Source organism: Kingella pumchi (assembly GCF_022288825.1).
Lineage (GTDB): Bacteria > Pseudomonadota > Gammaproteobacteria > Burkholderiales > Neisseriaceae > Kingella_D > Kingella_D pumchi.
The window spans coordinates 48,765-73,676 of the sequence record NZ_JAKOOW010000006.1 but is presented as its reverse complement, the minus strand read 5'-3'; the positions used below and the strand labels follow the sequence as shown (position 1 = coordinate 73,676).

Here is a 24,912-nt window from a genome sequence, read left to right as displayed (position 1 = left end):
TTGTTGTGTCAAATCACTTCTGACGCGCTATATAAAGACGATGTGGGTGAAAACAAGGGTGCTGTGGATAAAAAATTAAGTTTTAAAAATTAGCTGCATAGTGCTTTCAGGCTGCCTGAAAGGCAGTTTGTGCTTGGCAATTTGGGGAAAACCCACTATGATTCGCGGCTTGTTTTTGGAAGCGTGGCAGAGCGGTTTAATGCAGCGGTCTTGAAAACCGTCGGGTGTAACAGCCCCGTGAGTTCGAATCTCACCGCTTCCGCCACTCCTTTTTAATATCAGGGAAACGTGGCAGAGAGGCTGAATGCAGCGGACTCGAAATCCGCTAAGGGCGCAAGTCCTTCGTGGGTTCGAATCCCACCGTTTCCGCCAATATTTAGGATTCAGAACAAACAAGCCGGCAGCGCCAAGCTGCCGGCTTGTTTTTGTCTGCCGGATTCAAACGGTATTGGGAGCGTTTGGGTTTTCAGGCTGCTTTTGGCTTTCAGGCTGCCACAAATAGCCTTTCAGGCTGCCTGCTTCGGGCAGCCAGCCGTTGGCGCAGCCGTTGGCGCCGGCGCGCAGGTTGGCGGCGGCGGCGACTTCGCCGTTTTCGTCCAGCGCCAGCGGCCAGTAGGGGCGGACGAAGGCGGGCACGCGGGCTTCCTGCAGCAGCTTGGCGATATCTTTGCTGCCGACGGCCAGCCGCAGGGTGTCGCCGCTTTTCAGGCTGCGGATGCTGCCGGGGCGGTTTAGGGTTTCGTCGGACAAGCCCCAGGCGGCGCGGCGCCAGCGCAGGCCGAGCGCTTCGGCGGCGGCTTTCAGGCTGCCTGAAAAATGGTTTTCTTTATTGTGCCACGGAAAACGGCCGGCAAAATCGTCGGGCACCGCAAACAAGCGGCCGCGGTCGGCGCAGGCATGGCCGTGCGGCAGCGGCCATTGCAGATGAGCGCCGGCGTGGTTTTTCAGGCTGCTTTCAAAGGCGGCAAGACTGCGCGGGTTGGGGCTGCCAAGCGCGTGTTCGCGGGTAAAGCGCAGCAGCTGGCTGCGGCGGCGCGCGGGGCTGAGTGCCTGCCAGCGGCGGCAGTCGAACACGCCCTGCGGGTGCAGCGCCTGCCAGTCGGCATCTTCGATTTCGGCGAGCAGCGCGCGCTCCTGCTGCAGCTGCGTGATGGCGGCGAGAATGTGGCGCTCGGCGTGTGGCAGCCGTGCGGAGAGCTGCGGCAGCAGGTGGTGGCGCAGCCAGTTGCGCAGCAGGGCAGGGTTGCGGTTGCTGTCGTCGTCCAGCCAGTCGAGACCGCGGCTGCGGGCATAAGCTTCGATGCGGTTGCGGGAAAAGGGCAAGAGCGGCCGTAGCAGGCGCACGGTTTGTTGTCCGCCGCCGGCCAGCAGCCGTTCGGTAGGCATCGCCGACAGGGCGCGCACGCCGCCGCCGCGCAGGGCGGCCAGCCAGAAGGTTTCGATTTGGTCGTCACGATGGTGGCCTAGGGCGACAAAGTCGGTGTCCAAGCGGGAGAAGACGGCATAGCGTTCGCGTCGGGCGGCGGCTTCGATGCCCTGTCCGCGCGGATCGACGCGGACAAAGGCAGCCTGAAAGGGAATATCCAAGTCAGCGCAGTAGCGTTCGCACCAGGCTGCCCAGTCGTCGGCGCGCGGATTGAGCCCGTGGTGGACGTGGACGGCGGCCAGTTCCGCCCCCAGCTCGTCGCGGGCGCGGGCGAGCAGGTGCAGCAGCACCACCGAATCGACACCGCCGCTCAGCGCAGCCGTCAGCCGCCGGCCCTTGAGATCGGGCAGCTTGGCGAGCAGTTCGGGCAAAAGGTCGGCGGCATCGGCCACGGTTTTCTCCGGCGGGTTAAAGCGCGGCATCATAATATATCGCGCCGCCGCGTGAAACGGCTGCGGCAGTTTCGTGCGCCCCAAGCGGCTGCTGCGGCAAATTTTGCCGGTGGCGGGATACTTTTCAGGCTGCTTGGTGTTAGAATACCGCGGCTTGGCTGCCTGCGGGCGGCATTTGTCTGTCTGGCTTTTTTGGAAACCCTTTGCCCATGATTCATATCGTTGCCTTTTTGATCGAGAATTTTTCCGACATCGCTGCCTGCCCGCAGGGACAGGATTTGGGCGAGATGCTGGAAAACGCCGGCTTTGCCGACGAAGAAATCGGCAAGGCGCTGATGGTGCTGGAGCTGCTGGACGAGCAGGGCGACATCGATACCGCTGCTTTTGACAGCACCGCGATGCGGGTTTACCACGACGACGAATGCGAAGTGCTGCCCGCCGAAGTGCGCTCGCTGCTGTATTTTCTGGAAAAACAGCAGGCATTAAAGCCGGCCGAGCGCGAGTTTGTGATTCACGCGCTGATGCATCTGCCTTTTGACGAAATCACGCTGGAAAACGCCAAAGTGCTGGCATTGCTGGTGTTGTGGGCGCAGCGCACCGAACTGCCCACACTGATTGGCGACGATTTGATGAGCGTGCTGCACGGCAAGGGAACCATGCACTGACACATGCCGCAGGCAGCCTGCATTTTGCCGCCCGACAAAGTACAGGCTGCTTTTGACACCGCCCGCATAAGGCACGTACGCATTGCCGCACATACGGGCGAAACGATGATTGGAATTGAATATGAAAAAATACATTTTCACCGCGTTATTCCTGACCGCGCTGCCCTTTCACACCGCCAATGCAGCCTGCACGATTACGCCCGAAGGCATCGGCGGCGTGAAGCTGGGGCAGACGCTGGCCCAAGTCAAACGCGCCTTTCCGCACATGAAAGTCCGCAGCGAATCCGACGCGGAAGGTGTGGAAATGTGGCGGCTGCCCGTTGCGCCGAACGCGGTGGTGTACGCACATGTGGAAGAAGGGCGGCGCGGCAGAATCGATTTTCTGGAAACCTTTTCCGCCGCCTGCCGCACAAAAGACGGCGTTCACCCCGCCATGCGCCTGACGCAGGTTGCGCAAAAATGGGGGCGGCTGAACCACATCACCATGAGCGAAATCGAAATGCGCCAATTCGCCCAATTTGCCCGGCAGCCTGCACGAATCGGCCTGCGCGTGGAAGGCGGCGACTTCGGCACGCAGGCAGCCGATGTGGAACTGCCGCTGAACACGTCCAAAGCATCGCCCGGCGCAAAAGTATTGAGCATACAGATTGCCCGCTGAACGAAGGTGCAGGCTGCTTTTTGCCGCAAAAACCACCCTGCCCCTTGCCAAAAACACCATATTATTAAGAATAATAAAAAAAGAGCTTTCAGGCAGCCTGCACTTTGTATTGTGAAATGCAGGCTGCTTTAACAACCTTGTTGAACAAAAAAGAAGACTATGTCCAAAAACCTATTGATTGTCGAATCCCCAAACAAAATCAAATCCATCAAAAAATATCTGGGCGGCGATTTCGAAGTGCTCGCCTCGTTCGGCCATGTGCGCGATCTGGTGCCGAAAAACGGCGCGGTCGATCCCGAGCACGATTTCGCGATGAAATACGAAGTGCCGGCCAAAAGCAAAAAGCACATCGATGCCATCGTGGCTGCTGCCAAAGAAGCGGAAAACCTGTATCTGGCTACCGACCCGGATCGGGAAGGCGAGGCGATTTCCTGGCATATTTACGAAATCCTGAAATCCAAGCGCGGCATTAAGGATTTGGAAGCGCGCACGCAGCGGGTGGTGTTTCACGAAGTGACCCAAAAAGGCGTTCAGGCTGCCCTGCAGCAGCCGCGCAAGCTGGATATGGACTTGGTCGATGCCCAGCAGGCGCGCCGTGCGCTGGACTATCTGGTCGGCTTCAATCTGTCGCCCTTGTTGTGGAAAAAGATCCGCCGCGGCCTGAGTGCGGGGCGGGTGCAGAGTCCGGCGCTGCGGCTGATTTGCGAGCGCGAAAATGAAATCCGCGCCTTTGAAAGCCAGGAATACTGGAGCGTGCATCTGGACAGCCACAAAGGCCGCACCAAATTCACGGCCAAGCTGGCGCAATGGCAGGGCGTGAAGCTCGAGCAGTTCTCGCTGCCCGACGAAGCGTCGCAGGCTGCCGTGCTGGCGGCGATGCAGGGCAAAGAAGCGAAAGTGGCCGAAGTTGCCAAGAAAAAGGCCGCCCGCAAGCCCGCCGCGCCCTATACCACTTCGACCATGCAGCAGGATGCCGTGCGCAAGCTCGGTTTCACCACCGACCGCACCATGCGCACCGCCCAGCAGCTGTTTGAAGGCGTGGACGTGGGGCAGGGCGCCGTCGGCCTGATTACCTATATGCGTACCGACAGCGTTACCCTGTCCGACGACGCGCTCACTGAAATCCGCCACTATATTGATAACAAAATCGGTGCCGACTACCTGCCCAAAGCCGCCAAAGTCTATAAAACCAAATCGAAAAACGCCCAAGAAGCCCACGAAGCCGTGCGCCCGACTTCGGTTTACCGCACGCCCGAGAGCGTCAAGCCCTTTCTTTCCGCCGACCAGTTCAAGCTCTACCAGATGATTTGGCAGCGCACTGTCGCCTGCCAGATGGTTGAAGCCCGCTTTGACGCCACTACCGTCGATATTGCCGTCGGCGACGGCGTGTTCCGCGCCAACGGCCAAGTGCTGGTGTTTGCCGGCTTTTTAAGCGTGTATCAGGAAGGCCAGGACGAAGACGACGAGAGCGAAGAGGGCAAAAAGCTGCCTGAAATGGCCGTTGGCGACGTGCTGCCGGTGGACGCGCTCTACGGCGAGCAGCACTTCACCCAGCCGCCGCCGCGCTTTAACGAAGCCACGCTGGTCAAAGCGCTGGAAGAATTCGGCATCGGCCGCCCGTCCACCTACGCCAGCATCATCAAAACGCTCAAAGACCGCGAATACGTAACCGTTGACCAGCGCCGCTTCCTGCCCACCGATACCGGCGAAATCGTCAACAAATTCCTGACCGAGCATTTCGAGCAGTACGTCGATTACGACTTCACCGCCAAACTCGAAGACCAGCTCGACGACATCGCCAGCGGCAAGCGCCAATGGATACCGGTGATGGACAAATTCTGGAAAGGTTTCCACAAACAAATCGAAGAGAAAGAAGGCATCGAGCGCGCCAAAATCACCACCGAAGCACTCGACGAAACCTGCCCCAAATGCGGCAAGCACCAGCTGCAGATCAAATTCGGCAAACGCGGCCGCTTCATCGCCTGCTCCGGCCACCCCGAATGCGACTACACCCGCAACATCGGCGAAACCGCCGAGCAGGCCGCCGAGCGCATCGCCCAAGACGCCGCCGAGCAGGCCGAACTCGAAGGCAGAAGCTGCCCCCAATGCGGCGGCCAGCTCGTGTACCGCAAAGGCCGCTTCGGCAAATTCATCGGCTGCGGCAACTACCCCAAATGCAAATACATCGAGTCCAAAGAAAAACCCAAAGACACTGGCGTTACCTGCCCGCAATGTAAAAAAGGCCACCTGACCGAGCGCAAATCCCGCTTCGGCAGCCTGTTTTACAGCTGCAGCGAATATCCCGACTGCAAATACGCCGTTTCCAACCCCCCGCTTGCCGAAGAATGCCCCAACTGCCACTGGCCGGTGCTCACACTCAAAACCACCAAACGCTGGGGCGTGGAAAAAGTCTGTCCGCAAAAAGAATGCGGCTGGAAAGAGCAGGTAGAACCGCCCGCACCGAAAGAATAGGCAGCCTGAAAGCCAAAAGGCAGCCTGAAAGCCGGTATTTCAGTTTTAGCTTCGCAACTCCGCTTCGCTACGCAGGCTGCCTTAATCCACAAAACCAACAAGGAAATCTTATGAACAACACCATCCTAACCAGCGTTCTGCTTGCCGTCTCATTCACCCTATGCACCCCAGCCGTTGCCGCATCGGCTAAAACGCAGCCTGAAAGCAAAACCAGCACCCAGCAAAGCCAACAAGACAAGCTGGAAATCGCCCAACATATCCGCAGCGAAGACCTTGTCGGGATATGGGGCGCAGGCGCCGAAACCAGCGAAGGCTCGCTGCTGAACATGACCATTATGAAAAGAGACGGCACAGGCACAGACCTGATGGTTTTCGTTATCAACAATCCCGAAAGCAGCCTGAAAATCAAACAAGCATTCAGCTGGCAGTTTGACGAAAAAACGCAAACATTCACCCAGCGCACCACCGATTTTGCCACTTCCGAAGACGGCAAAACTTACAAACAAGACCCATCTAAAATCGGCAAAACCCGCACCGCCAAAGTGCGTATGCTGCTGTTGGGCGGCAAACCCGATATGCTGGAATTTACGGATACCGCCAACGGCGAAAAAATCAGCTACTTCAAACAAAACCCCGCCAAATTAAGGGAAGCCTTGAAATAATCAGGCGCAAACCAAAGGCAGCCTGAAAACCCATGCCGATAAAAAACGCCCGTGAACTCAAAATCACGGGCGTTGGCACATAAGAAGCGCTTAGGCGGCGATTTTCTCGCACTCGCGGGCGCAGTTGGTGCAAGACTCGTAGCAGGCTTTGCACTCGGCGTGGTGGGCGGCGTGTTTTTTGCACGCGGCGGCGCACTGTTTGCACGCTTCCGCGCACACTTTGGCCAGCGCCGGAGTCAGCGGCGAGCGTTGTGCGGCCAGGTTTTGCAGCGCGCCGCACAGGGCGAGCATCTGGTTGGCGGCAGCGGCGCAGTCTTTCATGCTGGTATCGCCGCGGCTGAGCAGGTCGATGCAATGGGCCAGGCAGGCTTGACCGGCGCTCACGCAGTGGCCGGCAGCTTTGCGGGCGGCTTCGTAGGGATTGGCGGCCGCACCGTGCTGGTGGTCGTGCGCGCCGTGGTCGTGGCCGGGATGGGCCTGGGCAACAGCAGCGGCAACAGCCAGCGATACGGCGGCAGAGCCGCTGATAAATTGACGACGGTTCATGGGATTTCCTTGTAGTTTGTGAAACGGATGCGCGGCACTCGGCGCGCGCGGGCGCGAATTTAACATATCTTGATGTTTGTGAAAATCGGTTTGAAAGGCAGCCTGAAAACTTTTTCAGGCTGCCTTTTACCCCAACACAGGATAATCAACATGCCCCGCCGTGCCACCGTCGAACATGGTCGTGCGGTAGTAGGTCGGGCATTTATGCTCGAATCTTGGCGAACAGGATTCGTCGGGCATAAATGCCCGACCTACGAACTTCGGCGTGGTCGGTGTAGGCGGTAACGGTGATGCCGGCGGCGCTGCACAGGTGCAAATACCAGAGTTTGTGGCAGGCGGAAACGGCGGCCAGCAGCATGTCTTCGGGGTTGTGGCGGTGTTCGTCGCCGCGAAAGGCGGGGTCGGACGAGCCGAAAAGGTCGGGTTTGCCGGCGATTTGGACGGTGTAATCGCGCGAATAGGCGGTGTAGGACGATGTGCCGCTGCCCAAATTACCCGTCCATTCGACGGTGGCGCGGTAGGTGTGTTGTTTGCTCATGGTGTCTCCTTGTGGCTTGGTGGTTTTGCTGCGTTGAAACTGCGCTTTGAGGGCAGCCTGCACGGATTATACCGAACGGGCGGTGCAGTCGAATATTTGGATTTGCCGTGCATTAAATGTGCAGGCTGCTTTTTCAGACGGCCGCCTTGCCCGATTTATTTTCTTTCTTTATTATCCAGCACTTTGTTTTACCCGAAGAAAGAACGCCATGTCCATTTCCTTTGTCCGCACTGCGCTTCTGGCCGGCCTTGTTTGCCTGTCCGCCGCCTGTTCCAGCCTTGATTCCAGCATGAAACGCTATGTCGGCAAACCCATCGATATCGTTTACGAACGCTACGGCCGCGCGCCCGACACTGAACGCGTCAAAGTTGGCGAAAACCGCTATTCCTATTTTTGGCGTTTCACCTACTATTACCCCGGCGGCCGCGAATACCAAGGCAGCAGCCAAAACGGCCCCATCATCACCAACTATTACAGCGACGTCTGCTACGGCCAGCACAGCGACCGCACCTTTTTTACCAATTCGGAAGGCATCATCATCGATTACCACTGGGCGCTCAGCAATTCATGGCGCGTGAATTGTAACAATCATGTTATGGGACGGCCGCCCCGATAAGTCCGCCTGAAAGCGCGAGCTTCCACGGAGTTGGAACACAAAAAGCAGCCTGCACATTCACAAAACAAGTGCAGGCTGCTTTTTTCGTGTTCAGGTAGCCTCCCGCGACAAATATTTCCCCGCTTCGCGCAGGCTCAGTTTGGCCATTTTGTGCCGGTGGCGGTCGATAAAGCCTTGTACCCATTCGGGATTGGTTTTGCTGTAATCACGCAATGCCCAGCCGATGGCTTTGTTGATGAAAAATTCTTTTTGCCCCAGATTGTTGCAGATGATTCTTTCCAGCAGCGCGGTGTCGGTGTGCTGTTTGCGGAGCAGTTGGTGGTCGATGGCGACGCGGCGCAGCCAGATGTTGTCGTGCGTGCTCCATGCTAATAGGACGGTATTGACTTCAGGGTGGCGCAGGGCGATGTCGCCGACAATGCGGTCGAGTACGTCGGCGCTGTCCCACCATGATTTTTCGGTAATCAGTGTTTGCAAACGCGGGATGTCTTGCGGGGTCAGGTGTTGCTGCATTTTTTTCAGATATTCGAGCGCGGCGTATTGCAGTTCGCGGTGCGGGTCGTCCCAGCAGCGGCGCACAAAATTCCAATCGACCGGCTGTTTGGCGGCGTCTTTGAAAAACGGGCGGCACATGCGGGCAAGCTCTGGTTTGCCGATGCCGAAATAGGCAAAACGGTGTTTCATGTATGCCTGCATCGGCACGGCGCGTTCGGGGTTCGCGTGTTGTTGCAGAATGGCGAGCAGGGCGGGGTAGTCCATACGTTTTTCCTCTTTAAAAGAGATGGCAGGATTTGGGGTCGTCTGAAAGGGTTCTGAATTGGGGTGCAGGCTGCTTTTCAGTTTTCAGACGGCCTTTTCCATTTCATCCCGCCATCACCCGAAACGTCAGATTAATCCGCGGCTCTTGGATGCGGGTGCTTTTCAGGATGGTGTGCAGCCAGTGTTTCTGCGTTTCGCCATGCATGACGATAAGCTGGCCGTGTTCCAGCCACATTTCGCGTTTTTCCTTGCTTTCTTTATGTTTGAAGGCGAATTTGCGCGTTGCGCCGAGGCTGAGGGAGGCGATGGCACTGTCTTTGACCAGCCCCTGTCCTTCGTCGCTGTGCCACGCCATGCCTTCGTTGCCGTTGTTGTAGCGGTTGAGCAGGCAGGAGTTGAAGCGGGTGGGACAGATGTCGGCGATGGCGGCTTCCACGCGGTTTTTGAGTTCGGGCAAGACGCCGCCCCACGGCAGGGCGATACGGTTTGCGCCGGAATAGCCGTAGTTGTAGGACGTGTCTCCGTACCACGCGACTTCGCGGGCGGTGATGATGTGCTTGCCGAATATCACGGCTTCGTCGTGCCGCCAGGGAATATCACGCTGCAAAATTTCAAAATAACGGTCGGCTTCGGCGACGGTGAAAATCCGTCCGAAATTGCTGACGATGCCGTCGTAGGGTAGGATGTTTGCGTGCGGGTCGGCGGTTTCGGGGAAGAGGTCAAATGTCATCGGGCTCTCCTAATTCGTGCGCTAATATCGCCATTTTACGTCCGCGCTGCCAGCGGTAGCCGCCGATGATGCCGCTTTCTTGGATGACGCGGTGGCAGGGGATGAGTAATGCAACGGGATTCTGTCCGACGGCCGTCCCAACGGCTCGCGCGGCGTTGGGCGAACCCATGCGCTGCGCCACCGTGCCGTAGCTTTGCAGGCTGCCTGCGGGAATATCGAGCAAGGCCTGCCACACTTTGAGCTGGAAGGGTGTGCCTTTGATGTGCAGGGTAACGCGGCCGTGCCGGGTACGGAAGATGTCGGCGGCTTGGCGGTGGAATGCGGTTTCCTGCCCGATTAGGCGGGCGTTCGGATATTCGGCGCGCAATTCGTTCAGGGCGGCGGAAGGGTCGTCTGAAAAACGCATGAAGCAGATGCCTTTGTCTGTTGCTGCTGCCAACAGGTCGCCGAAAGGGCCGGGAATCAGGCTGTAATCGATTTGCAGACCTGCGCCGCCGTTTTTGTATTCGCCCGGGGTCATTTTTTCGATGTCGACAAATAAGTCGTGCAGCCGCCCCGTGCCGCTCAATCCGCCGCTGTGCGCCGCTTCCGCCACGCTTTCGCTGTTTTTCAGGGCTTCTTTGGCACGGCTGATACTGATGTGTTGCAGCATTTTTTTCGGACTGATGCCCGCCCATGCGGAAAATTCGCGCTGCAAGTGCTCGGGACTGACATGCACTGCTGCCGCCACCTGCGCCAAATCGGGCTGCTCGGCGGCATGGTCGTAAAGGTATTCGATGGCGCGGGCAATGCGCGTGAATTGACGGATTTGATTCGGGGACATGGGGTTGTTTTGAAGTTTCATGGCGTTAGGATACGCGTAAAGCAGCCGGGTGGCGACCCGATTGTTGATGGGGTTGCGGTTCGGGCAGGAAAAAGCAGCCTGCACATTCACAAAACAAAGTGCAGGCTGCTTTTTAGCTTCGCAGAAACTTCTTTTTAACTTCGTTGAAGCTCCGCTTTCAGCCAGCCTTCCCCACTGCCCGCTGTACCCCGAATATCGAAGCCAGCACCAGCGCGAAGCCTGCCAGCGATTTTGCGTCCATGCTTTGTCCTAAAAACAGCCAGCCCAAGACAAATGCCGAGACAGGGCTGAGTAGTCCCAGCGACGAAACCGCAGCAGGCGAAAGTTTGGCAATCCCTTTGAAAAACAACACATAAGCCAACACAGCACCAAACAGACACAAATACAGATAGCCGCCGATATTGGTGGGGCTTAAAGATTCGAGCGGCGGCTCGGCAAGCAGGGCAACGGGCAGTAAAAACACACCGCCGATAAACAACTGCCAGCCGGTGAACGCCAACACGGGCAACGAAGTGCGGTGATGTTTCGACAAATACACACCCAACGCCATCGCCGCTGCGCCCGCCAATGCCGCCAAAATCCCCGTCCCGTCATAGCGCGCCTGCGGCGACAAAACCAAGAGCGCAATTCCCAAAATACCTGCCGCCGACCAAGCCCAAGCCGCTTTGGGCGGCATGGTTTTGCCGATTAACCAAGTGAACACCAGCACCATTAGCGTCTGCGTGGAACTCAAGACCGCCGCCAGTCCGCCCGGCAAGCGATACGCCGCCACAAACAGCATGGCCTGAAAAAAGCCGATATTCAAAAAACCGAGCAAGACAACGGTCGCCCATTCGTCACGTTTCGGTATGCGCCGCGTCCACGCCAGCAGCAACAGCCCCGCAGGCAAAACACGGATAAGCGCGGCGGTGAACGGGCGGTTTGGCGGCAGAAATTCGGTGGTCACCAAGTAAGTGCTGCCCCAAATCAGCGGGGCGAGCGCAGTGGCGAGGATGGCGGCGGTGCGGTTGGGCATGGGGATTCCTTGTGTGCGGCGTTTTAGCTTCGCAGAAACTCGCTTCGTTTTTCAGGTAGCCTGAAGGCCGTCTGAAAAACGGGATGGTTGTGATGGGGCAAAGGTAGCATCGCAGGCACACACATCGGTTGGCTAAATCAGAGATTTAGACCGCTGACAGCCTGCACTGTTTCAGGCAGCTTGAAAAAGGCTACCTGAAAACTGGAAACTGCGTGCGTATCGCATACACGCTACCTAAGCGGGCTACGCTTGCTGCCAATCTGTGTTAACCCCTTTTAATTTTATAGGTAACTGTCAAGCACCACAGAAAGCTGAGATAGGAAAAATGGCTTAAATTTGGTATTATATTAATAAAATAGGATGACGAGGAGGTGTTTTATGTCGACAATTAAAATTGAAAACCTCAGTTTCTCATATCATGGATATGTAAAACCTATATTTGAAAATGTATCGTTTTCCTTTGAGACAAACTGGAAAATAGGGTTGATAGGAAGAAATGGAATTGGCAAATCAACGCTATTTAAGTTGCTTTTAAATGAAGAAACTTATCAAGGTAAAATAATCAAGGATGTTGAATTTATTAAATTTCCACCAAATATAACTGATACTTCAAAATCAGGGATTGAGTTATATAAAGAACTCATGCCAGATGGGGAAGAATGGAAATTATTTAGAGAACTTAGTTTGCTCAATGTAGATGAGAACCTTGTTTATAGGGAATTTGAAACGCTTTCCAAAGGAGAACAAACAAAAATCCTTTTAGCTATTCTATTTACAAGAGAAGACGGCTTTTTACTTATTGATGAGCCGACAAACCATTTGGATATGCACGGCAGAAAAATTGTAAGTGAATATCTGAAAAGTAAAAAAGGGTTTTTGCTCATATCTCATGATAGGGATTTTTTAGACGGCTGCATCAATCATGTTATCTCTATTAACAGGAATTCTATTGATGTTCAATCAGGAAATTTTACATCATGGTATGAAAACAAATTGATGAAAGATCAATTTGAAATCAGTAAAAACGAGAAATTAAGAAGAGATATTAAACGGTTAAAAGAAGCTGCAAGGCAATGCCAAATTTGGTCTGATAAAATTGAAAAGACTAAAAATGGTGTGAAAATATCAGGCGTAAAACCGGACAAAGGATATATAGGTCATAAAGCAGCCAAAATGATGAAAAGGTCTAAGAATTTGGAGAATAGGCAAAATAAGGCAATAGAAGAAAAACAGAATTTACTAAAAGATATTGAAACGAAGGAAAATCTATTATTGCATCCGTTACATCATCGCAAAAATCCTCTAATATCGGTTAGTAATTTATCATCATACTATGGAGAAAAACAGATATTAAGGAATGTGAGTTTTGAGATAAAACAAGGTGATATAGTAGCTATATATGGTAGTAATGGAAGTGGAAAATCGACCTTGATTAAAATTTTATTAGGTCTGAATCACGAGTATACAGGCGAGGTAAAATTAGCAAGTAATTTGGAAATATCGTATATTCCTCAAGATACATCTGATTTAACAGGCAGCCTAAATGAATATATTCATAAGCAAGATGTTGATGAAACATTGTGTAAAACAATTCTTAGAAAATTAGATTTTTCAAGAGAATTATTTGAAATGGATATGAAGAATTATAGTGATGGGCAAAAAAAGAAAGTTTTAATTGCCGTCAGTTTGTCAAAGCCGGCTCATTTATTTGTTTGGGATGAACCCTTAAATTATATAGATGTAATATCAAGAATACAGATTGAGGAAATCATAAGGGAAGCAAAGCCTACACTTATATTTGTGGAACATGATAGGCAATTTGTGGAAAATGTAGTCAATAAAATCATACAATTATAAATGAGATAAACCATTAAAGTTCAGAACAAGGCTAACACGGAAACAGTAAATCAGAAAAGGTTTACTGTTTTTTCTTGGCCAAAAAACAGAAAGGGTAGGTTGGGTTGATAAACCCCAATATTTTTCGCCATGTCCGAGCCGTCTTCGTAGCGGGCTTTGGGGAAGGCGCGCGGGGGTTCCGGCTCGCGTTGTTTTGCCGCAGCCTCTCACCCGATTAAAACGGAAGTCATGCTGATTGAGCCGAAGGCGAGTTCGTCATTGAAGATTTCCATATCGTCCTGCGGTTCGCGCAGCGCGGCGGTGTAGAGCAGCGGCAGGTAGTGCTCGGGCGACGGCACGGAAAGTGCGGCGGCGTCCCCCAGCCGTTCGTAATGCACCAGCGTGTCGTTGTCCCGTGCGGCAAGGGCGCGGTTGATGGCATTGCGGAAGTCTATTGCCCAGTCGTAGCCAGCATCGGCTTGGTCGGCGGGTTTGCGGCGCATGGCACGCAGGTTGTGGACGATGTTGCCGCTGCCGACCACCAGCACGCCCTGTTCGCGCAGCGGGGCGAGTTTTTTCGCCAAATCGAAATGCCATTGTGCAGGCTGCATCAGGTTCAGGCTGAGCTGCACCACGGGAATGTCGGCTTCGGGATACAAGTGTTTCAGCACCGCCCACGCGCCGTGGTCGAAGCCGCGTTCCGGGTTCATTTCCACCTTTTCAGGCTGCAACAGCGAGCGCACCTGCCCCGCCAGTTCGGGCGAGCCGGGCGCGGGATATTGCACTTGGCTGAGTGCTGCGGGGAAGCCGTAAAAATCGTAAATCATTTCGGGGCACTCGCCAGACGTTACCTGCAAACGGTTGCCGTACCAGTGCGCCGAAATCATCAGAATGGCTTTGGGCTTGGCAAATTTCTGCACGATGCGGCGGAAGCCTTGGTTGAACGGGTTTCCCGCGTCCAGCGCGTTCATCGGGCTGCCGTGTCCGACAAATAATACGGGCATTTTGTTCATGGTGTTTCCCAATTCGTTTTGATGCCGATGATTTTACGGGAAACTTTTGCGCGAACCATCCCGTTTGGGGAAGAATATATTTTCTCGATAAGAAATCATTGGTCGCTTCAATGCCCTCATGTTTTACTCTCGCGCTTTTTAAAGGCTACCTGAAAACATGGGTGGGTGCGTGATTGGCGCGATAAAAAGCAGCCTGCACTTTGTTTTCCAAATGTGCAGGCTGCTTTTTTTCAGATATTCGAGCGCGGCGTATTGCAATTCGCGGTGTGGGTCGTCCCAGCAGCGGCGCACAAAATCCCACTGGAAGTTAAAACGGTGGGGATGCCGATGGTGGCAGCGGTTTTGGCAAGCAGCAGCGCGTTTTTCTTCATGGTATCAAATGAAGTTGAACCAACCCAGCCCATTGTGCCGACTTGGTGGTCAATCAATAAAAGAACGGAATCTTGTGAATTAAACGGTTGGTACATTTTCAGCTCCTTCGGTGCGTTGTTTGAAAGTGTTGCCAGTATAGTTTCGGTTTGGATTTGGATAAATGGGGTAAAATGGATAACATTTATCCGAATATGAAATAAAGCAGCCTGAAAATGCTATTTCAGGCTGCTTCTGCCATGCCAAGCACGGTTTTACCCCACCGCCGTAAACCGCTTCTCCCGCAGCCGCACTTCGCTGTCAAAATCGTGGGCAAACTGGGTAATTGTGGGTTTGCGGCGGCACAGTTCGCGCATTTTGGTGGTGGACTCGTGGTGTTGTTTGCCGTCGATGCACACGCCGTCGATGTCGCCGTTGAGCATATATTGTTCGCAATAGGAAGCGTCGCCGCCGATGAGCACATAATGATCGCCCATATCCACAATCACGATTTGATGCCCGAGCGTATGCCCCGGCGTGGGCACAAGGCGGATTTTGCCGTCTTGGGTGAGTTTTTGGCTTTTTTCAAAGGTTTCAAATGCGCCGTCTGAAAACGGTACGGTTTGAATTTGTTTGAAAAACCAGTCGGGGTAATGCATGGTTAAATAACCGTTGAACACCGCGTCTTTGGCTTCGATGGCATGTTTTTCGGTTTCGGTGAGCAAAAAAGTGCTGTTGGGAAAATTGGGAATGCCGCCCGCGTGGTCGCCGTGCATGTGGGTCATTACCACCCATTTCACGTTGAGCGGGTCAAAGCCGCGCGAGCGCAAAACCGCGCCGACTTCTTCTTCGACTTTCACGCCGCGCCGTTCGCAAAACTGCATAAACGGATGCCACCACGGCTGATAGCCCGCATCGTTGGCGCGGCTGCGTTCGCCCGTGTCCACCATAATCAAGCCTTCGGGATGCTCAATCAGCCAGCAACCGATGGGCAGATGCGGCGACCATTTACGGTCGGTGAGTACGTCCATCACGCGCAAAGGCCGTCTGAAAAAGCGGGCGAGCTGGTGGTGGATTTTGATTTGCACCCAGCCGGTGGTCAAACAATGGATTTTGATGTTGCTCATGGCGTGTTTCCTTGCGTGTGATTGAATGGGCAGGATTGTACGAAGGCAGCCTGAAAGCCGATACCGACAAACCGGCGGCAAAATTCGGTTTAAACAGATAAAATCGCCCGTCTGTATGCTTATTTTCCAAAACAGCCATGAAAATTGATTTAAGAGTAGTCAAAACCCACCAAGCCATTCGCAATGCCCTGCTCAATCTGCTTGCCGAACAGGATTACGGCGACATTACCGCGCAAGACATCATCGCCGCCGCGCAAGTCAACCGCGCCACGTTTTACAAATATTATTCGGGCAAAAACGCGGTGGCGGCAGCCATGATTGCCGAGTTCAAACAGGAATACGCCGCCAATCTTGCCGAACGTTTGGCGGCAGACAATCTGCCCGACTTTTTGCAGCAATCCGCGAACGCATTGTATAAAAAACATAAATTATTGCTTACTCTGTGGTCTATCCGTACGCCCAAGCTGCATTTGTATGACGATATGCGCGATATGCTGCGTACCCATTTCACCGCGATGCAGCCTGAAACGACCGACGACTACCGCGCCAAAATCATGGCAACGCTGCTGCTGGAAACCGTGCGCCATTTTTTTGAGCGCGGCGAGCCGGTATCCGTGGCAGCGGTGCGCGACGAAATGGAAGCCGCGATACGGCTGTTGCGCGACACGGCAGCCTGAAAGGAAAAAACATGGACTATCTAAACGAAATGGCCTTATTCGTCGAAGTCGCCCAAGCCAACGGTTTCAGCCGCGCCGCCGCCAAGCTCGGCATGCCGCAATCGACCCTGTCGCGCCGCATTGCCGCGCTGGAAGATGCGCTCGGTTTGCGGCTGTTCAACCGCAGCACGCGGCGGCTGGAACTCACGAGCGCGGGCGCGTATTACTTGGAACGCGCCCTGCCGATTGTTACCGAAGCGCGGCTGTTGCACGGCGCGTTGGACGATATGCGCGAAAACGTAAAAGGCGCGCTGCGCGTGTCGCTGCCCGTGGATTTGGCGTATCAGATGGTTGCGCCGCTCTTGCCCGAGTTTGCCGAACGCTATCCGCTGCTGCGCCTTGATTTTGACGTAACACCGCGCAAGGTGGACTTAATCGGCGAGCCGTTTGACTTGGCGATCCGCACCGGCAGGCTACCCGATTCGGACTACATCGCCACGCCGCTGGCAACGTTTTCAGGCTGCCTTTACGCCGCGCCAAGCTATCTGGCAGAGCGCGGTGAGCCACAGTCGCCCGACGGTTTGGCGGCGCACGAATGCCTGCGTTTCGGCAGCGGCGGTGCAACATGGACGCTGCACAACGGCGACACCCGCGCCACCGTGCAGCCTGAAAGCCGTTTCGGCGCCAACAGCCCGGGCATGATCCGCCAAATGGCGGCGGCAGGCTTGGGCATCGCGCTGCTGCCCGAAATTTTGGTGCGCGAAGACGTGGCGCAAGGCCGTCTGAAAGCCGTATTGCCCGACTGGCAAAGCGAACCGACGCCCGTTCACGCGCTCACGGCAACGCGGCTGCTGACGGCGAACGTGTGGGCGTTTGTGGGGTTTTTGAAAGAGAAATGGGCGGGGGACGCTTGAAAACGGCAAAGCAGGAACGAACGATGGCGTAAGGCAAACAAAAGGCAGCCTGAAAACCTTGAAAAGGGTTTTCAGGCTGCTTTTGAATTGTAGCTTGGGTCGCGACCCAACCTATCTTTTGATATCGGAGAATGTTGGGTTTGCAACCCAAGCTACCTGCTAACAAGCGGATTTAATTGTCTGATTTGTCGCGCCCGATAAATTCATGCTTGATGACGCGGCGCGTTTTCAAATCGAATTGGTTGAGATAGATATCGGCGGCGCAGCAATTGGCATCTGCTTCGCCCGTTTGGGGGTCTTTGCCGAATTCGTTGTTTTTAAAGGTAAGGACTGAGCCGTTTAAGCGCACGCTTTTGGCATCGAGAAAGCGGGTGTTGATATTGGAGGGGAATAAGTCGTCATGCACCACGCGCCGGTTGCGGATTTCCGCCAGGCTGTATGTGAATGTGCCCGTGCCGCCGTCGCAGTGTTTGTGGCTGGGCTTGCTCTGGTAGGCGAAATAGCCTGCCGAGGAATAGAGAACGTAAGTCGCGCCGCCATACTGGAAGGTTTTTTCAACAGTCAAGCCGCATGCGCCGCCTTTTTGCACATGGTAGCGTTCCAAAATAGGCAGCACGGGCGATGATTTGCCTGCCGCCAGGCTGGGGGCGGCGGCGGTCATCAGGGCAAGGGCGGCGCTTAGGAGGATGGTTTTTTGCATGGGAATTTCTTTTTTGGAAAATGGGTTGTCTGGGGAAACGGTATTTCAGGCTGCCTGAAACGGCAGAATGAGATTGTAATTTGTTATGACGGGACAATGGAAGCGCAATATTGAACCTGCCCGCAAAAAATGCAAAACGTGCCGTTTCGGGTGTTTCAGGCTGCCTTTGACTTTCAGGCTGCTTGGGCAAAGGCTTTGCCCACTTCGTCGGCGATGGCGGCGATGCCTTGTTCCAGCGTCTCTTCGCTTTGGGCGATGCTGATGCGGATGCATTCGCGGGCGTGGGGGTAGTTTGCGGTATCGAAGCCGATAAAGAAGGGCTCGCCGGGGATGATGAGGGTGCCGCGTGCTTTGAGGCGCTGGTAGAGGGTTTGTGCGGGGACGGGCAGGCCGGGGAAGTTGAGCCAGAGGAAGATGGCACCTTCGGGTTGGTGGATAAGCAGGCGCTCTTTCAGGCTGCCTGAAAAGTGTTTTTTAAGGATGGAAACGGCGAGATCGGCCTGTTTTTGGTAGAAGGGTTGGATTTCGTCGGCGGAGAGTTGTTGCAGTTTGCCGCTTTCGATTAGGGGGGCGGCGATGGCGGCGCCGAAGCGGGTGGGGGCGAGGTTGGTGATGGCGTTCAGGCTGCTAATGGCGCGGATGACTTCGGGCGCGGCGACGACGATGCCGGTGCGCACGCCGGGCAGGCCGGTTTTGGAGAGGCTGAAACAGAGGATGATGTTGTCGTGCCAGTTAAGACGGGCGGGGACGTGGATGATGTCGGGGAAGGGCAGGCCGTAGGCATTGTCGATGATAAGGGGGATGTGGTGGGCACGAGCAAGGGCGTCGAGGCGTGCCATTTCGCCGTCGGTGAGGACGTTGCCGCTGGGGTTGGTGGGGCGGGAGCAGCAGATGGCGCCGATTTGGCCGTTTTGCAGCTCGGGCAGGTTTTCAAGGGAGGGGAAGTCGACGCGGTATTTGAAGAAGCCGTCTTGGCCTTGGTATTGTGTGTGTTCGATTTGCGGGGGGACGGAGATGAAGCGGGGTGCGTCGATGTGGGTGTCGGCGTAGCCGATGTATTCGGGGGCGAAGGGCAGGAGGATGGATTTGTCGCTGCCGTCGTCAAATTGGCCGCCGAACAGGTTGAAGAGATAGAAGAAGGCGTTTTGCGAGCCGTTGGTCAGGGCGATGTTTTCTTCGCTGATGTCCCAGCCGTATTGGCGGCGGAAGTAGGCGGCCAGGGCGGCAATCAGGCGGGCGTCGCCCTGCGGGGTGGAGTAGTTGGCCAGGCTTTCGATGGCGGCGCCGTTGTCGGCGATTTGGCGCAGGGTGTCGGCAAAGGCCTGCTGCACGGCGGGGATGTGGGCGGGGTTGCCGCCGCCGAGCATGTTGACGGGTTTGCCTTCGGACAGGGCGCGGCCGAGGTCGTCCATCAGTTGCAGGATGCCGCTTTGGCGGGTGAATTTTTGGCCGAATCGGGAGAATTGCATGGGGCGCTTTCGTGGGTAACGGAACGGCGGGAATTATAACGCGGATAAACCGCGGCAAGGCAGCCTGAAAAGCGGGAAAAGGCGTTTTCAGGCTGCTTTGGCGGGGCATAGACAAAGCAGCCAAAGGCAGCCGGCCTGATTTATAATTGCCGCCCTTAATCCGAAGGAACACAATATGAAACAAAAACTGCTTGTTACCGCTTTGGCGGGATTGCTGTGCACCGGCCAAGCGCTTGCCGACGGTTTAAGCCCTGCACAAAAACGCAATGCGCAGCGGCTGACCGATTTGTCGCTGCGCATATTCAATGTCGGCGAAATGGTGGCGGGTGAAGTTGCGCGAAGCGGCAGCCATTACGCCAAGCTGCCGCCCGCCAAGTTTGCGTGCATGAAAACGCAGCTGTCCGCGCAAGGATTCAAACGCTATCAGCAAGAGCGCGCCGAACGTTATGTGGTGGAATTTTCACCCGAGCAGATCGAACGGGATTTGGCGGTGTTTGACAACGAAGTGGTCGATGCGCTGCATAAAGCAACGAATATGGCAGATAAATTTGTAGTCAAACCGAATACCGACCGGCAGTGGGAGCAGTCTCTCGAACGGTGGTCGGATGCTATAGCGCAAACCCTCGGCTTGGAAAGCAAGGTGAATACCCTGGTAACGGACACGCGATATGCAGCGGTTATGGATTTTGTCAATTTGCCCCAAAGCAAAATAAAAGACGGGGAAAATGCTGAAGAAGCGGGTGAAATCGTGGCAGGACATTATCTGCTTTGGGCAATGGAAAACTGCGGTGTGGAAATAAGCGATTTTCCCGATGATTCAGGCAGCCTGAAAAAATAATCTGTGAGAGAAAAAACATGAAGCCCATTATTCTTGCCGTTCTGGCTTTATTGGCCGGCAGCCGTACCGCTCTTGCCGAGCTGACTGTGCAACAGCAGCATCAGGCTCGGCAACTTGCCGATGTGTCGGTGCAAATTACAGACCTTGGCGAATCTGCTAAGCAGATGTTGCAGAAGAATCCGCGCATGGCGCAGGCAGGCAAAAAAGACACGGCCTGCCTGCTGCGGTATGCGGACACCCGGGGTTTTTACCGCTATCAGCTGGAACGTGCCGAGCAATACGTTGCTGCCCGTCCCGCCGCGCATATCGCCCAAGATTTGGCGGTGCTGGACAGTGAAACGGTAACCGTCCTGCACCAGCTTGCAACGGGCGGGCAGACGGATGATACGCTCTTGCGTAAAAACCGTGTTTTGCGCCATCTGATGCTGCTCGCTACCGACCGCACCTATGGTGCGCTGGCGGAACTGCTGAACCTGCCGCAAACCGGCGATGACCAGGCAGCAAAACTGAAAGCGGGTAAAGACATGGGCGATCGTTATTGGTCTTGGATTCAGGCGCAGTGTCAAAAGCAGAACTGAGCAAGCGGGCAAAAAAGCAGCCTGAAAACCGCAAATACGGTTTTCAGGCTGCTTTTGGCTTTGGCGGCGGACATGCCGGCGGTTTATGTCAGCGGCCGGTTTGTCCAGATATTGCGGTAGGAGACATAGCTGATAACCGGCAGTATCGGAAACACGACGGCATAAAACACCAATAAGCCGACCACAATTCCTAGGTTATTTTCTATTCTTACCATTTCCCCCATTTTTACTGTAAACAACGCTAATAAAAAAAATGCCAGCACAAGTATTATCAGCAGGAAGCCGCTCAACTGCACAATATTTTTCAGGCTGCCTTTCAGGCTCATCTGTATGGCTTTGGCAGCGGGCATGCCTTGCAGCATAATCAGCGGCAGCGACATCCAGTTGCACAGGAAAAACAGTAGAATAAGGCCGACGCACAACCAAATGATTTCATCGCCGGTGCCGGCTGGCTGGCTGCCCAGTTTTCCGATGGCCATCAGGCAGGCAAATGCCACCAAGAGCCAAAACAGGTGCAGTCTGACCAATGTCCATTTCTGCTCGCCAAACCCACTAAACAGGCGGCCGAAGACAAACGAGCGCTCTTCCGACACGCCGGCCGCTATTGATACCAATCCTGCTGCAAAAAGCAGGGGCAGCACCTGTATAAATAAAAATATCGCAACCGACAGCACGCCAGCCCACCATTCATGCTGGTTCATTGCGTTTTTTATATATGGTACGGACAGCACAATCATCAATCCCCACATTATGGATGCAGTGCTGAAAATCATCAGCAATATCGCCAAAATCCACTGGGGCAGCCTGCCGCCGAGTAGCAGCAGCGTGTGCTTGACCCATATCAGGCTGTCGCTTATCGGCCGCCACGAAGGCGTATCGAGCAGATGCAGCATACCGTCGTCGTAGTTGCCGTAGCCGTAATAGTCTTCGCTCTCGCGCATGGTGTTTCCTTGTTGTGTTTGCCGGTTTCGTCTGGTTTTAAAGGCAGCCTGAAAACGGTTTTTTCGTTTTCAGGCTGCCTTTTGCGTTTTGGCCGGCGAAAAGCCGTTTGCCGTTTAGTCGAGATTGCCCAGCACGATGCGCAGCATGCGGCGGATGGGTTCGGCGGCGCCCCACAAGAGCTGGTCGCCGACGGTGAAGGCGCTGATGTATTCGCCGCCCATCGCCAGCTTGCGGATGCGGCCGACGGGGGTGGACAGGGTGCCGGTTACGGCGGCGGGGGTAAGCTCGCGCATGCTGGCTTCTTTGGTGTTGGGGATGACTTTCACCCAGTCGTTGGCGCCGGCGAGCAGGCTTTCGATTTCAGACAGCGGCAGGTCTTGCTTGAGCTTCAGGGTGATGGCCTGGCTGTGGCAGCGCATGGCGCCGATGCGCACGCACAGGCCTTCGATAATGGTGCGTTTGTCGCTGACGTGGCCGAGGATTTTGTTGGTTTCGGCTTCGCCTTTCCATTCTTCTTTGGACTGGCCATTGCCCAAATCCACGTCGATCCACGGAATCAGGCTGCCGGCCAGCGGCACGCCGAAGTTGGCTTTGGGGTAGGTGTCGGAGCGCAGGAAGTCGGAAACTTTGCGGTCGATGTCGAGAATGGCGCCGGCAGGATTGGCGATTTCGTCGGCCACTTGGGCGTGGATGGCGCCCATGCCCTGGATCAGTTCGCGCATATTTTTGGCACCGGCGCCGGAAGCGGCCTGGTAGGTCATGGCCGAAGCCCATTCGACCAGTCCGTTTTGGAACAGGCCGCCGAGCGCCATCAGCATCAGGGAAACGGTGCAGTTGCCGCCGATGTAGTTTTTCACGCCGTTTTTCAGGCCTTCGTCGATGACGTTGCGGTTAACCGGGTCGAGCACGATGATGGCATCGTCGTTCATGCGCAGGGCGGAGGCGGCGTCGATCCAGTAGCCGTTCCAGCCGGAATCGCGCAGGGGCTGGAACACGGATTTGGTGTAGTCGCCGCCCTGGCAGGTAACGATGATGTCCATTTTGGCCAGCTCGGCCGGGTTGTTGGCATCCAGCAGGGTTTTGGCTGCCTGGCCGAAATCGGGCGCCGCGCCGCCGGGGTTGGAAGTGGTGAAGAAATATGCTTCGGGAATGCGGGAAAAATCGTTTTCTTCGCGCATGCGCTGCATCAAAACCGAGCCGACCATGCCGCGCCAGCCGACAAATCCTACTTTCATTATGTGCTCCTGTTGGAAAACCAGACAAAAAGCGGGCATTGTAAACCTTTAAACGGAAAAAGTAAGGCGCTCTTCGCAGCCGTAGGCTTTCAGACAGCCTGAAAAACCGCAAAACGACAGTTTCGAGCTAGAAAATTGCCGATCGGGTGGGGAGTTAACCGGCGTTTGACGGCGAATATAACGTAAATTAACAAAACTGGATGCGAAACTGTGCGTGTCGGATGGCGCGGAATCTTGCTGATGGTGCAAGGTGGAAAAAATTGGCTTGTTTGGTGTTGCTGTTATTTTAATGTTGGGTTTTAGATAAATTGGTGTTTAATTGCTTTATTGTAGCTTTTTGGGAAATTATTTTGCTTTGACTTGGTAATTGTTTGCGGTTTATTCCTGAAGTTTACTTATTTTATTGTTTTTAAATGGTTTAATTCGATATTAATGACTGCGGAAAACCATTTTTGGTTGTTTGATTGGTTTAACTCTGGGTGGTTTAAAGTTAATAAATGTTAATTTAAGTTATAAAATTGAAAATAACGTCAATTTTGTTTGTAAAATTTGTCGCAGATTCTTGTGCTTTACCAAATCTTGCGGATATATTTGCGCCGATTTTGCAAAAATCGACCAAACCTTAACAGTACAAGTTAAACGAATCACCACCAAAGGACTATTGCATGAAATATACCAAGCTCTACACCTGCCTGATCGCAGCCGCCGCGGTTGCCGCCCCGATGACTGCCCAGGCTGCCTACAATATCTACAGCAAGGACGGTCTGACCGTGGACTTTGGCGGGAACGTAACTGCCCAGTTCAGCAAAAAACACAACAAATTTACTTACAAACACGACTCTGCCCGCTATTACTACAATTATGATATTTCCGATTGGGAAAGCGCGCAGGCAGGGCATGATGTTGAGAATTCCGACAGACGTGCACGCTTAGGGTTTGATCGGGGATCTTCTTGGCTGCAGATTCGCGGCCAGCAGCGTATCAACCAAGATGTGCGTGCTACCGCCACCGTGCAGCTGGGTTACTACAAAAACGATTTGAACCTTTCTGCCGCTAATGTTGCTTTGGATTGGCGCAATCTCGGTAGCGTGACCCTTGGTAAGCAGTTCCTGCACTCCGGCTATGTTACCCGCACCGATACTTACTACCCGCTCGAATACTTCGGCAATTCCTCTATCCGCGTCGATTACACCGGTGTGCCTGAGTTGCAGGTGAGCGCCTATCATCTCTTCCCTTCCCAAGACGACGTACGCAAAACTGACAACACCAACGAAATCCGCGGTAACGGTATTTCCGCGTCTTACCGCCTGCGTATCGCTCCCGATCACAGCGTGCGTTTTGCCGCCGGCTACACCCAAAGCAAACGCAATCCGAATACCACTACCACTTGGACATCTAAAAAGAAACACGCCGTGGCCGGTTCGGTTGAGTACAAATACCGCGATCTGACTGTGGCCGGCGATATCGGCCAAGAGAAGGAAAAAATCGACATCGCCACGCTGGGCGAAGCCAAGAGCAATTTCTACGGCGTAAAAGCCGAGTATGCTTTCACTCCGCGCTTCAAAATGGCCGCAGGCTATGGTGTGCAAAACACTAAAAAAACAGCCGGATCGGTTGGTGCGTTCAACTTGAATGCCGGCTGGCAGGATCCTGACTTTATCGCCGCCAACGAAGAGTACATCTTCCCGAAAATCAAACGTAACCGCTACTATCTGAAAGCGGACTACGATCTGCGCGACAACGTTACCGTATACGGCAAAGTAGATTTTGAAAACACCAAAAACTACGTGGACGGCGAGCTGTTCTCCAAACGCCAGCGCCGCGAGCTGACCGCCGGTATTTCGGTAACCTTCTAAAGCGCCCCGCGCATCTGCAAAACCCATTTGCATCAAAACCGGAAACAGCCGTTTCAGGCAGCTTTCAGGCTGCCTGA

General features: G+C 54.5%; 23 protein-coding genes, 2 tRNA genes and 2 pseudogenes. 13 read left to right on the top strand and 14 right to left on the bottom strand.

Translation table 11 applies throughout. The features are described 5' to 3' along the window. The first annotated feature begins 177 nt into the window (after positions 1 to 177). Together MB824_RS01755 and MB824_RS01750 are read left to right on the top strand one after the other, a co-directional pair. Positions 178 to 265, top strand: a tRNA-Ser gene (locus MB824_RS01755). A gap of 17 nt (positions 266 to 282) precedes the next feature. Next, a tRNA-Ser gene (locus MB824_RS01750) sits at positions 283 to 372 on the top strand. A gap of 66 nt (positions 373 to 438) precedes the next feature. Here the strand turns inward: MB824_RS01750 and tilS are convergent. Then, positions 439 to 1,851: a tRNA lysidine(34) synthetase TilS gene (tilS, locus tag MB824_RS01745; RefSeq protein ID WP_238745347.1), complete on the bottom strand. Its 1,413-nt coding sequence runs from the start codon at positions 1,849 to 1,851 to the stop codon at positions 439 to 441. A gap of 176 nt (positions 1,852 to 2,027) precedes the next feature. Between tilS and MB824_RS01740 the strand changes: the two genes are divergently transcribed. The 4 genes from MB824_RS01740 to MB824_RS01725 all read left to right on the top strand — a co-directional run bounded on the left by MB824_RS01740 (position 2,028) and on the right by MB824_RS01725 (position 6,275). After that, positions 2,028 to 2,483 (top strand): DUF494 family protein, encoded by a 456-nt coding sequence (locus MB824_RS01740; protein ID WP_238745345.1) that lies wholly within the window; start codon positions 2,028 to 2,030, stop codon positions 2,481 to 2,483. Positions 2,484 to 2,604: 121 nt separating this feature from the next. Continuing rightward, positions 2,605 to 3,141, top strand: coding sequence for a hypothetical protein (locus MB824_RS01735; RefSeq protein WP_238745342.1), 537 nt, complete (start codon positions 2,605 to 2,607; stop codon positions 3,139 to 3,141). A gap of 159 nt (positions 3,142 to 3,300) precedes the next feature. Then, on the top strand, positions 3,301 to 5,613 hold the full coding sequence (gene topA, locus MB824_RS01730; protein WP_238745340.1) for a type I DNA topoisomerase: 2,313 nt from the start codon (positions 3,301 to 3,303) through the stop codon (positions 5,611 to 5,613). 110 nt (positions 5,614 to 5,723) lie between these two features. Continuing rightward, a complete protein-coding gene (locus MB824_RS01725; protein WP_238745339.1) occupies positions 5,724 to 6,275 on the top strand; it encodes a hypothetical protein in 552 nt (183 codons plus the stop codon). Between the two features lie 90 nt (positions 6,276 to 6,365). On the opposite strand, the gene MB824_RS01720 is transcribed toward MB824_RS01725, so the two are convergent. Continuing rightward, positions 6,366 to 6,821, bottom strand: coding sequence for a four-helix bundle copper-binding protein (locus tag MB824_RS01720; RefSeq protein ID WP_238745338.1), 456 nt, complete (start codon positions 6,819 to 6,821; stop codon positions 6,366 to 6,368). Between the two features lie 259 nt (positions 6,822 to 7,080). Then, positions 7,081 to 7,359 (bottom strand): annotated as a pseudogene (locus tag MB824_RS01715) (OsmC family protein); the annotation flags it as partial. 208 nt (positions 7,360 to 7,567) lie between these two features. Here MB824_RS01715 and MB824_RS01710 point away from each other — a divergent pair. Beyond that, positions 7,568 to 7,975 (top strand): hypothetical protein, encoded by a 408-nt coding sequence (locus MB824_RS01710; protein WP_238745337.1) that lies wholly within the window; start codon positions 7,568 to 7,570, stop codon positions 7,973 to 7,975. Between the two features lie 90 nt (positions 7,976 to 8,065). Here MB824_RS01710 and MB824_RS01705 read toward each other — a convergent pair whose 3' ends face one another. The 4 genes from MB824_RS01705 to MB824_RS01690 form a co-directional block, all read right to left on the bottom strand. Next, positions 8,066 to 8,734, bottom strand: a complete 669-nt coding sequence (locus MB824_RS01705) for a DNA alkylation repair protein (RefSeq protein WP_238745336.1) — start codon at positions 8,732 to 8,734, stop codon at positions 8,066 to 8,068. Positions 8,735 to 8,837: 103 nt separating this feature from the next. After that, on the bottom strand, positions 8,838 to 9,464 hold the full coding sequence (locus tag MB824_RS01700) for an alpha-ketoglutarate-dependent dioxygenase AlkB family protein (protein WP_238745333.1): 627 nt from the start codon (positions 9,462 to 9,464) through the stop codon (positions 8,838 to 8,840). Further along, a complete protein-coding gene (locus tag MB824_RS01695; protein WP_238745329.1) occupies positions 9,454 to 10,287 on the bottom strand; it encodes a bifunctional transcriptional activator/DNA repair enzyme AdaA in 834 nt (277 codons plus the stop codon). Before MB824_RS01695 ends, MB824_RS01700 begins: the two co-directional genes overlap by 11 nt. A gap of 178 nt (positions 10,288 to 10,465) precedes the next feature. Continuing rightward, positions 10,466 to 11,323, bottom strand: coding sequence for an EamA family transporter (locus MB824_RS01690; protein WP_238745326.1), 858 nt, complete (start codon positions 11,321 to 11,323; stop codon positions 10,466 to 10,468). Between the two features lie 378 nt (positions 11,324 to 11,701). Here MB824_RS01690 and MB824_RS01685 point away from each other — a divergent pair, with 378 nt between their 5' ends. Next, complete coding sequence (locus tag MB824_RS01685) at positions 11,702 to 13,180, top strand: Lsa family ABC-F type ribosomal protection protein (protein ID WP_238745323.1); 1,479 nt, start codon at positions 11,702 to 11,704, stop codon at positions 13,178 to 13,180. A gap of 206 nt (positions 13,181 to 13,386) precedes the next feature. Here the strand turns inward: MB824_RS01685 and ygiD are convergent, their stop codons facing one another. The 3 genes and pseudogenes from ygiD to MB824_RS01670 all read right to left on the bottom strand — a co-directional run bounded on the left by ygiD (position 13,387) and on the right by MB824_RS01670 (position 15,647). Further along, on the bottom strand, positions 13,387 to 14,172 hold the full coding sequence (ygiD, locus tag MB824_RS01680) for a 4,5-DOPA-extradiol-dioxygenase (RefSeq protein ID WP_238745321.1): 786 nt from the start codon (positions 14,170 to 14,172) through the stop codon (positions 13,387 to 13,389). Positions 14,173 to 14,382: 210 nt separating this feature from the next. After that, positions 14,383 to 14,472, bottom strand: a pseudogene (locus MB824_RS01675) (DNA alkylation repair protein); the annotation flags it as partial. A 323-nt stretch (positions 14,473 to 14,795) separates the two neighbouring features. Next, on the bottom strand, positions 14,796 to 15,647 hold the full coding sequence (locus MB824_RS01670; RefSeq protein ID WP_238745318.1) for an N-acyl homoserine lactonase family protein: 852 nt from the start codon (positions 15,645 to 15,647) through the stop codon (positions 14,796 to 14,798). A gap of 137 nt (positions 15,648 to 15,784) precedes the next feature. Here MB824_RS01670 and MB824_RS01665 point away from each other — a divergent pair, with 137 nt between their 5' ends. Next, positions 15,785 to 16,324, top strand: a complete 540-nt coding sequence (locus MB824_RS01665) for a TetR/AcrR family transcriptional regulator (RefSeq protein ID WP_238745316.1) — start codon at positions 15,785 to 15,787, stop codon at positions 16,322 to 16,324. Between the two features lie 11 nt (positions 16,325 to 16,335). Continuing rightward, positions 16,336 to 17,217 carry a LysR family transcriptional regulator gene (locus tag MB824_RS01660; protein WP_238745315.1) on the top strand — a complete coding sequence of 294 codons (882 nt, stop codon included), beginning with the start codon at positions 16,336 to 16,338 and terminating at the stop codon, positions 17,215 to 17,217. Between the two features lie 172 nt (positions 17,218 to 17,389). On the opposite strand, the gene MB824_RS01655 is transcribed toward MB824_RS01660, so the two are convergent. Continuing rightward, on the bottom strand, positions 17,390 to 17,917 hold the full coding sequence (locus MB824_RS01655; RefSeq protein ID WP_238745313.1) for a hypothetical protein: 528 nt from the start codon (positions 17,915 to 17,917) through the stop codon (positions 17,390 to 17,392). 173 nt (positions 17,918 to 18,090) lie between these two features. Beyond that, the gene (locus MB824_RS01650) at positions 18,091 to 19,386 is read right to left on the bottom strand and encodes a valine--pyruvate transaminase (RefSeq protein ID WP_238745310.1); all 1,296 of its coding nucleotides are present in this window, start codon (positions 19,384 to 19,386) and stop codon (positions 18,091 to 18,093) included. Between the two features lie 175 nt (positions 19,387 to 19,561). On the opposite strand from MB824_RS01650, the gene MB824_RS01645 reads away from it, so the two are divergent. Next, positions 19,562 to 20,224 carry a hypothetical protein gene (locus MB824_RS01645; protein WP_238745307.1) on the top strand — a complete coding sequence of 221 codons (663 nt, stop codon included), beginning with the start codon at positions 19,562 to 19,564 and terminating at the stop codon, positions 20,222 to 20,224. Positions 20,225 to 20,241: 17 nt separating this feature from the next. After that, a complete protein-coding gene (locus MB824_RS01640) occupies positions 20,242 to 20,802 on the top strand; it encodes a hypothetical protein (RefSeq protein WP_238745305.1) in 561 nt (186 codons plus the stop codon). Between the two features lie 83 nt (positions 20,803 to 20,885). On the opposite strand, the gene MB824_RS01635 is transcribed toward MB824_RS01640, so the two are convergent. Continuing rightward, positions 20,886 to 21,743 carry a hypothetical protein gene (locus MB824_RS01635; RefSeq protein WP_238745303.1) on the bottom strand — a complete coding sequence of 286 codons (858 nt, stop codon included), beginning with the start codon at positions 21,741 to 21,743 and terminating at the stop codon, positions 20,886 to 20,888. A 114-nt stretch (positions 21,744 to 21,857) separates the two neighbouring features. Next, complete coding sequence (gene asd / locus MB824_RS01630; protein WP_238745301.1) at positions 21,858 to 22,979, bottom strand: aspartate-semialdehyde dehydrogenase; 1,122 nt, start codon at positions 22,977 to 22,979, stop codon at positions 21,858 to 21,860. 665 nt (positions 22,980 to 23,644) lie between these two features. Between asd and MB824_RS01625 the strand changes: the two genes are divergently transcribed. Continuing rightward, positions 23,645 to 24,835: a porin gene (locus MB824_RS01625; RefSeq protein WP_238745299.1), complete on the top strand. Its 1,191-nt coding sequence runs from the start codon at positions 23,645 to 23,647 to the stop codon at positions 24,833 to 24,835. The last annotated feature ends 77 nt before the right edge of the window (positions 24,836 to 24,912 follow it).

Bases quoted from the DNA above. Each gene is read 5' to 3' on its own strand.
- MB824_RS01695 (WP_238745329.1), bottom strand. From the start codon at position 10,287: ATGTCCCCGAATCAAATCCGTCAATTCACGCGCATTGCCCGCGCCATC.
- MB824_RS01665 (WP_238745316.1), top strand. From the start codon at position 15,785: ATGAAAATTGATTTAAGAGTAGTCAAAACCCACCAAGCCATTCGCAAT.
- MB824_RS01700 (WP_238745333.1), bottom strand. From the start codon at position 9,464: ATGACATTTGACCTCTTCCCCGAAACCGCCGACCCGCACGCAAACATC.
- MB824_RS01660 (WP_238745315.1), top strand. From the start codon at position 16,336: ATGGACTATCTAAACGAAATGGCCTTATTCGTCGAAGTCGCCCAAGCC.
- MB824_RS01735 (WP_238745342.1), top strand. From the start codon at position 2,605: ATGAAAAAATACATTTTCACCGCGTTATTCCTGACCGCGCTGCCCTTT.
- ygiD (WP_238745321.1), bottom strand. From the start codon at position 14,172: ATGAACAAAATGCCCGTATTATTTGTCGGACACGGCAGCCCGATGAAC.
- MB824_RS01640 (WP_238745305.1), top strand. From the start codon at position 20,242: ATGAAGCCCATTATTCTTGCCGTTCTGGCTTTATTGGCCGGCAGCCGT.
- asd (WP_238745301.1), bottom strand. From the start codon at position 22,979: ATGAAAGTAGGATTTGTCGGCTGGCGCGGCATGGTCGGCTCGGTTTTG.
- MB824_RS01655 (WP_238745313.1), bottom strand. From the start codon at position 17,917: ATGCAAAAAACCATCCTCCTAAGCGCCGCCCTTGCCCTGATGACCGCC.
- MB824_RS01645 (WP_238745307.1), top strand. From the start codon at position 19,562: ATGAAACAAAAACTGCTTGTTACCGCTTTGGCGGGATTGCTGTGCACC.
- MB824_RS01685 (WP_238745323.1), top strand. From the start codon at position 11,702: ATGTCGACAATTAAAATTGAAAACCTCAGTTTCTCATATCATGGATAT.
- MB824_RS01625 (WP_238745299.1), top strand. From the start codon at position 23,645: ATGAAATATACCAAGCTCTACACCTGCCTGATCGCAGCCGCCGCGGTT.
- topA (WP_238745340.1), top strand. From the start codon at position 3,301: ATGTCCAAAAACCTATTGATTGTCGAATCCCCAAACAAAATCAAATCC.
- tilS (WP_238745347.1), bottom strand. From the start codon at position 1,851: ATGATGCCGCGCTTTAACCCGCCGGAGAAAACCGTGGCCGATGCCGCC.
- MB824_RS01720 (WP_238745338.1), bottom strand. From the start codon at position 6,821: ATGAACCGTCGTCAATTTATCAGCGGCTCTGCCGCCGTATCGCTGGCT.
- MB824_RS01635 (WP_238745303.1), bottom strand. From the start codon at position 21,743: ATGCGCGAGAGCGAAGACTATTACGGCTACGGCAACTACGACGACGGT.
- MB824_RS01740 (WP_238745345.1), top strand. From the start codon at position 2,028: ATGATTCATATCGTTGCCTTTTTGATCGAGAATTTTTCCGACATCGCT.
- MB824_RS01670 (WP_238745318.1), bottom strand. From the start codon at position 15,647: ATGAGCAACATCAAAATCCATTGTTTGACCACCGGCTGGGTGCAAATC.
- MB824_RS01705 (WP_238745336.1), bottom strand. From the start codon at position 8,734: ATGGACTACCCCGCCCTGCTCGCCATTCTGCAACAACACGCGAACCCC.
- MB824_RS01725 (WP_238745339.1), top strand. From the start codon at position 5,724: ATGAACAACACCATCCTAACCAGCGTTCTGCTTGCCGTCTCATTCACC.
- MB824_RS01710 (WP_238745337.1), top strand. From the start codon at position 7,568: ATGTCCATTTCCTTTGTCCGCACTGCGCTTCTGGCCGGCCTTGTTTGC.
- MB824_RS01650 (WP_238745310.1), bottom strand. From the start codon at position 19,386: ATGCAATTCTCCCGATTCGGCCAAAAATTCACCCGCCAAAGCGGCATC.
- MB824_RS01690 (WP_238745326.1), bottom strand. From the start codon at position 11,323: ATGCCCAACCGCACCGCCGCCATCCTCGCCACTGCGCTCGCCCCGCTG.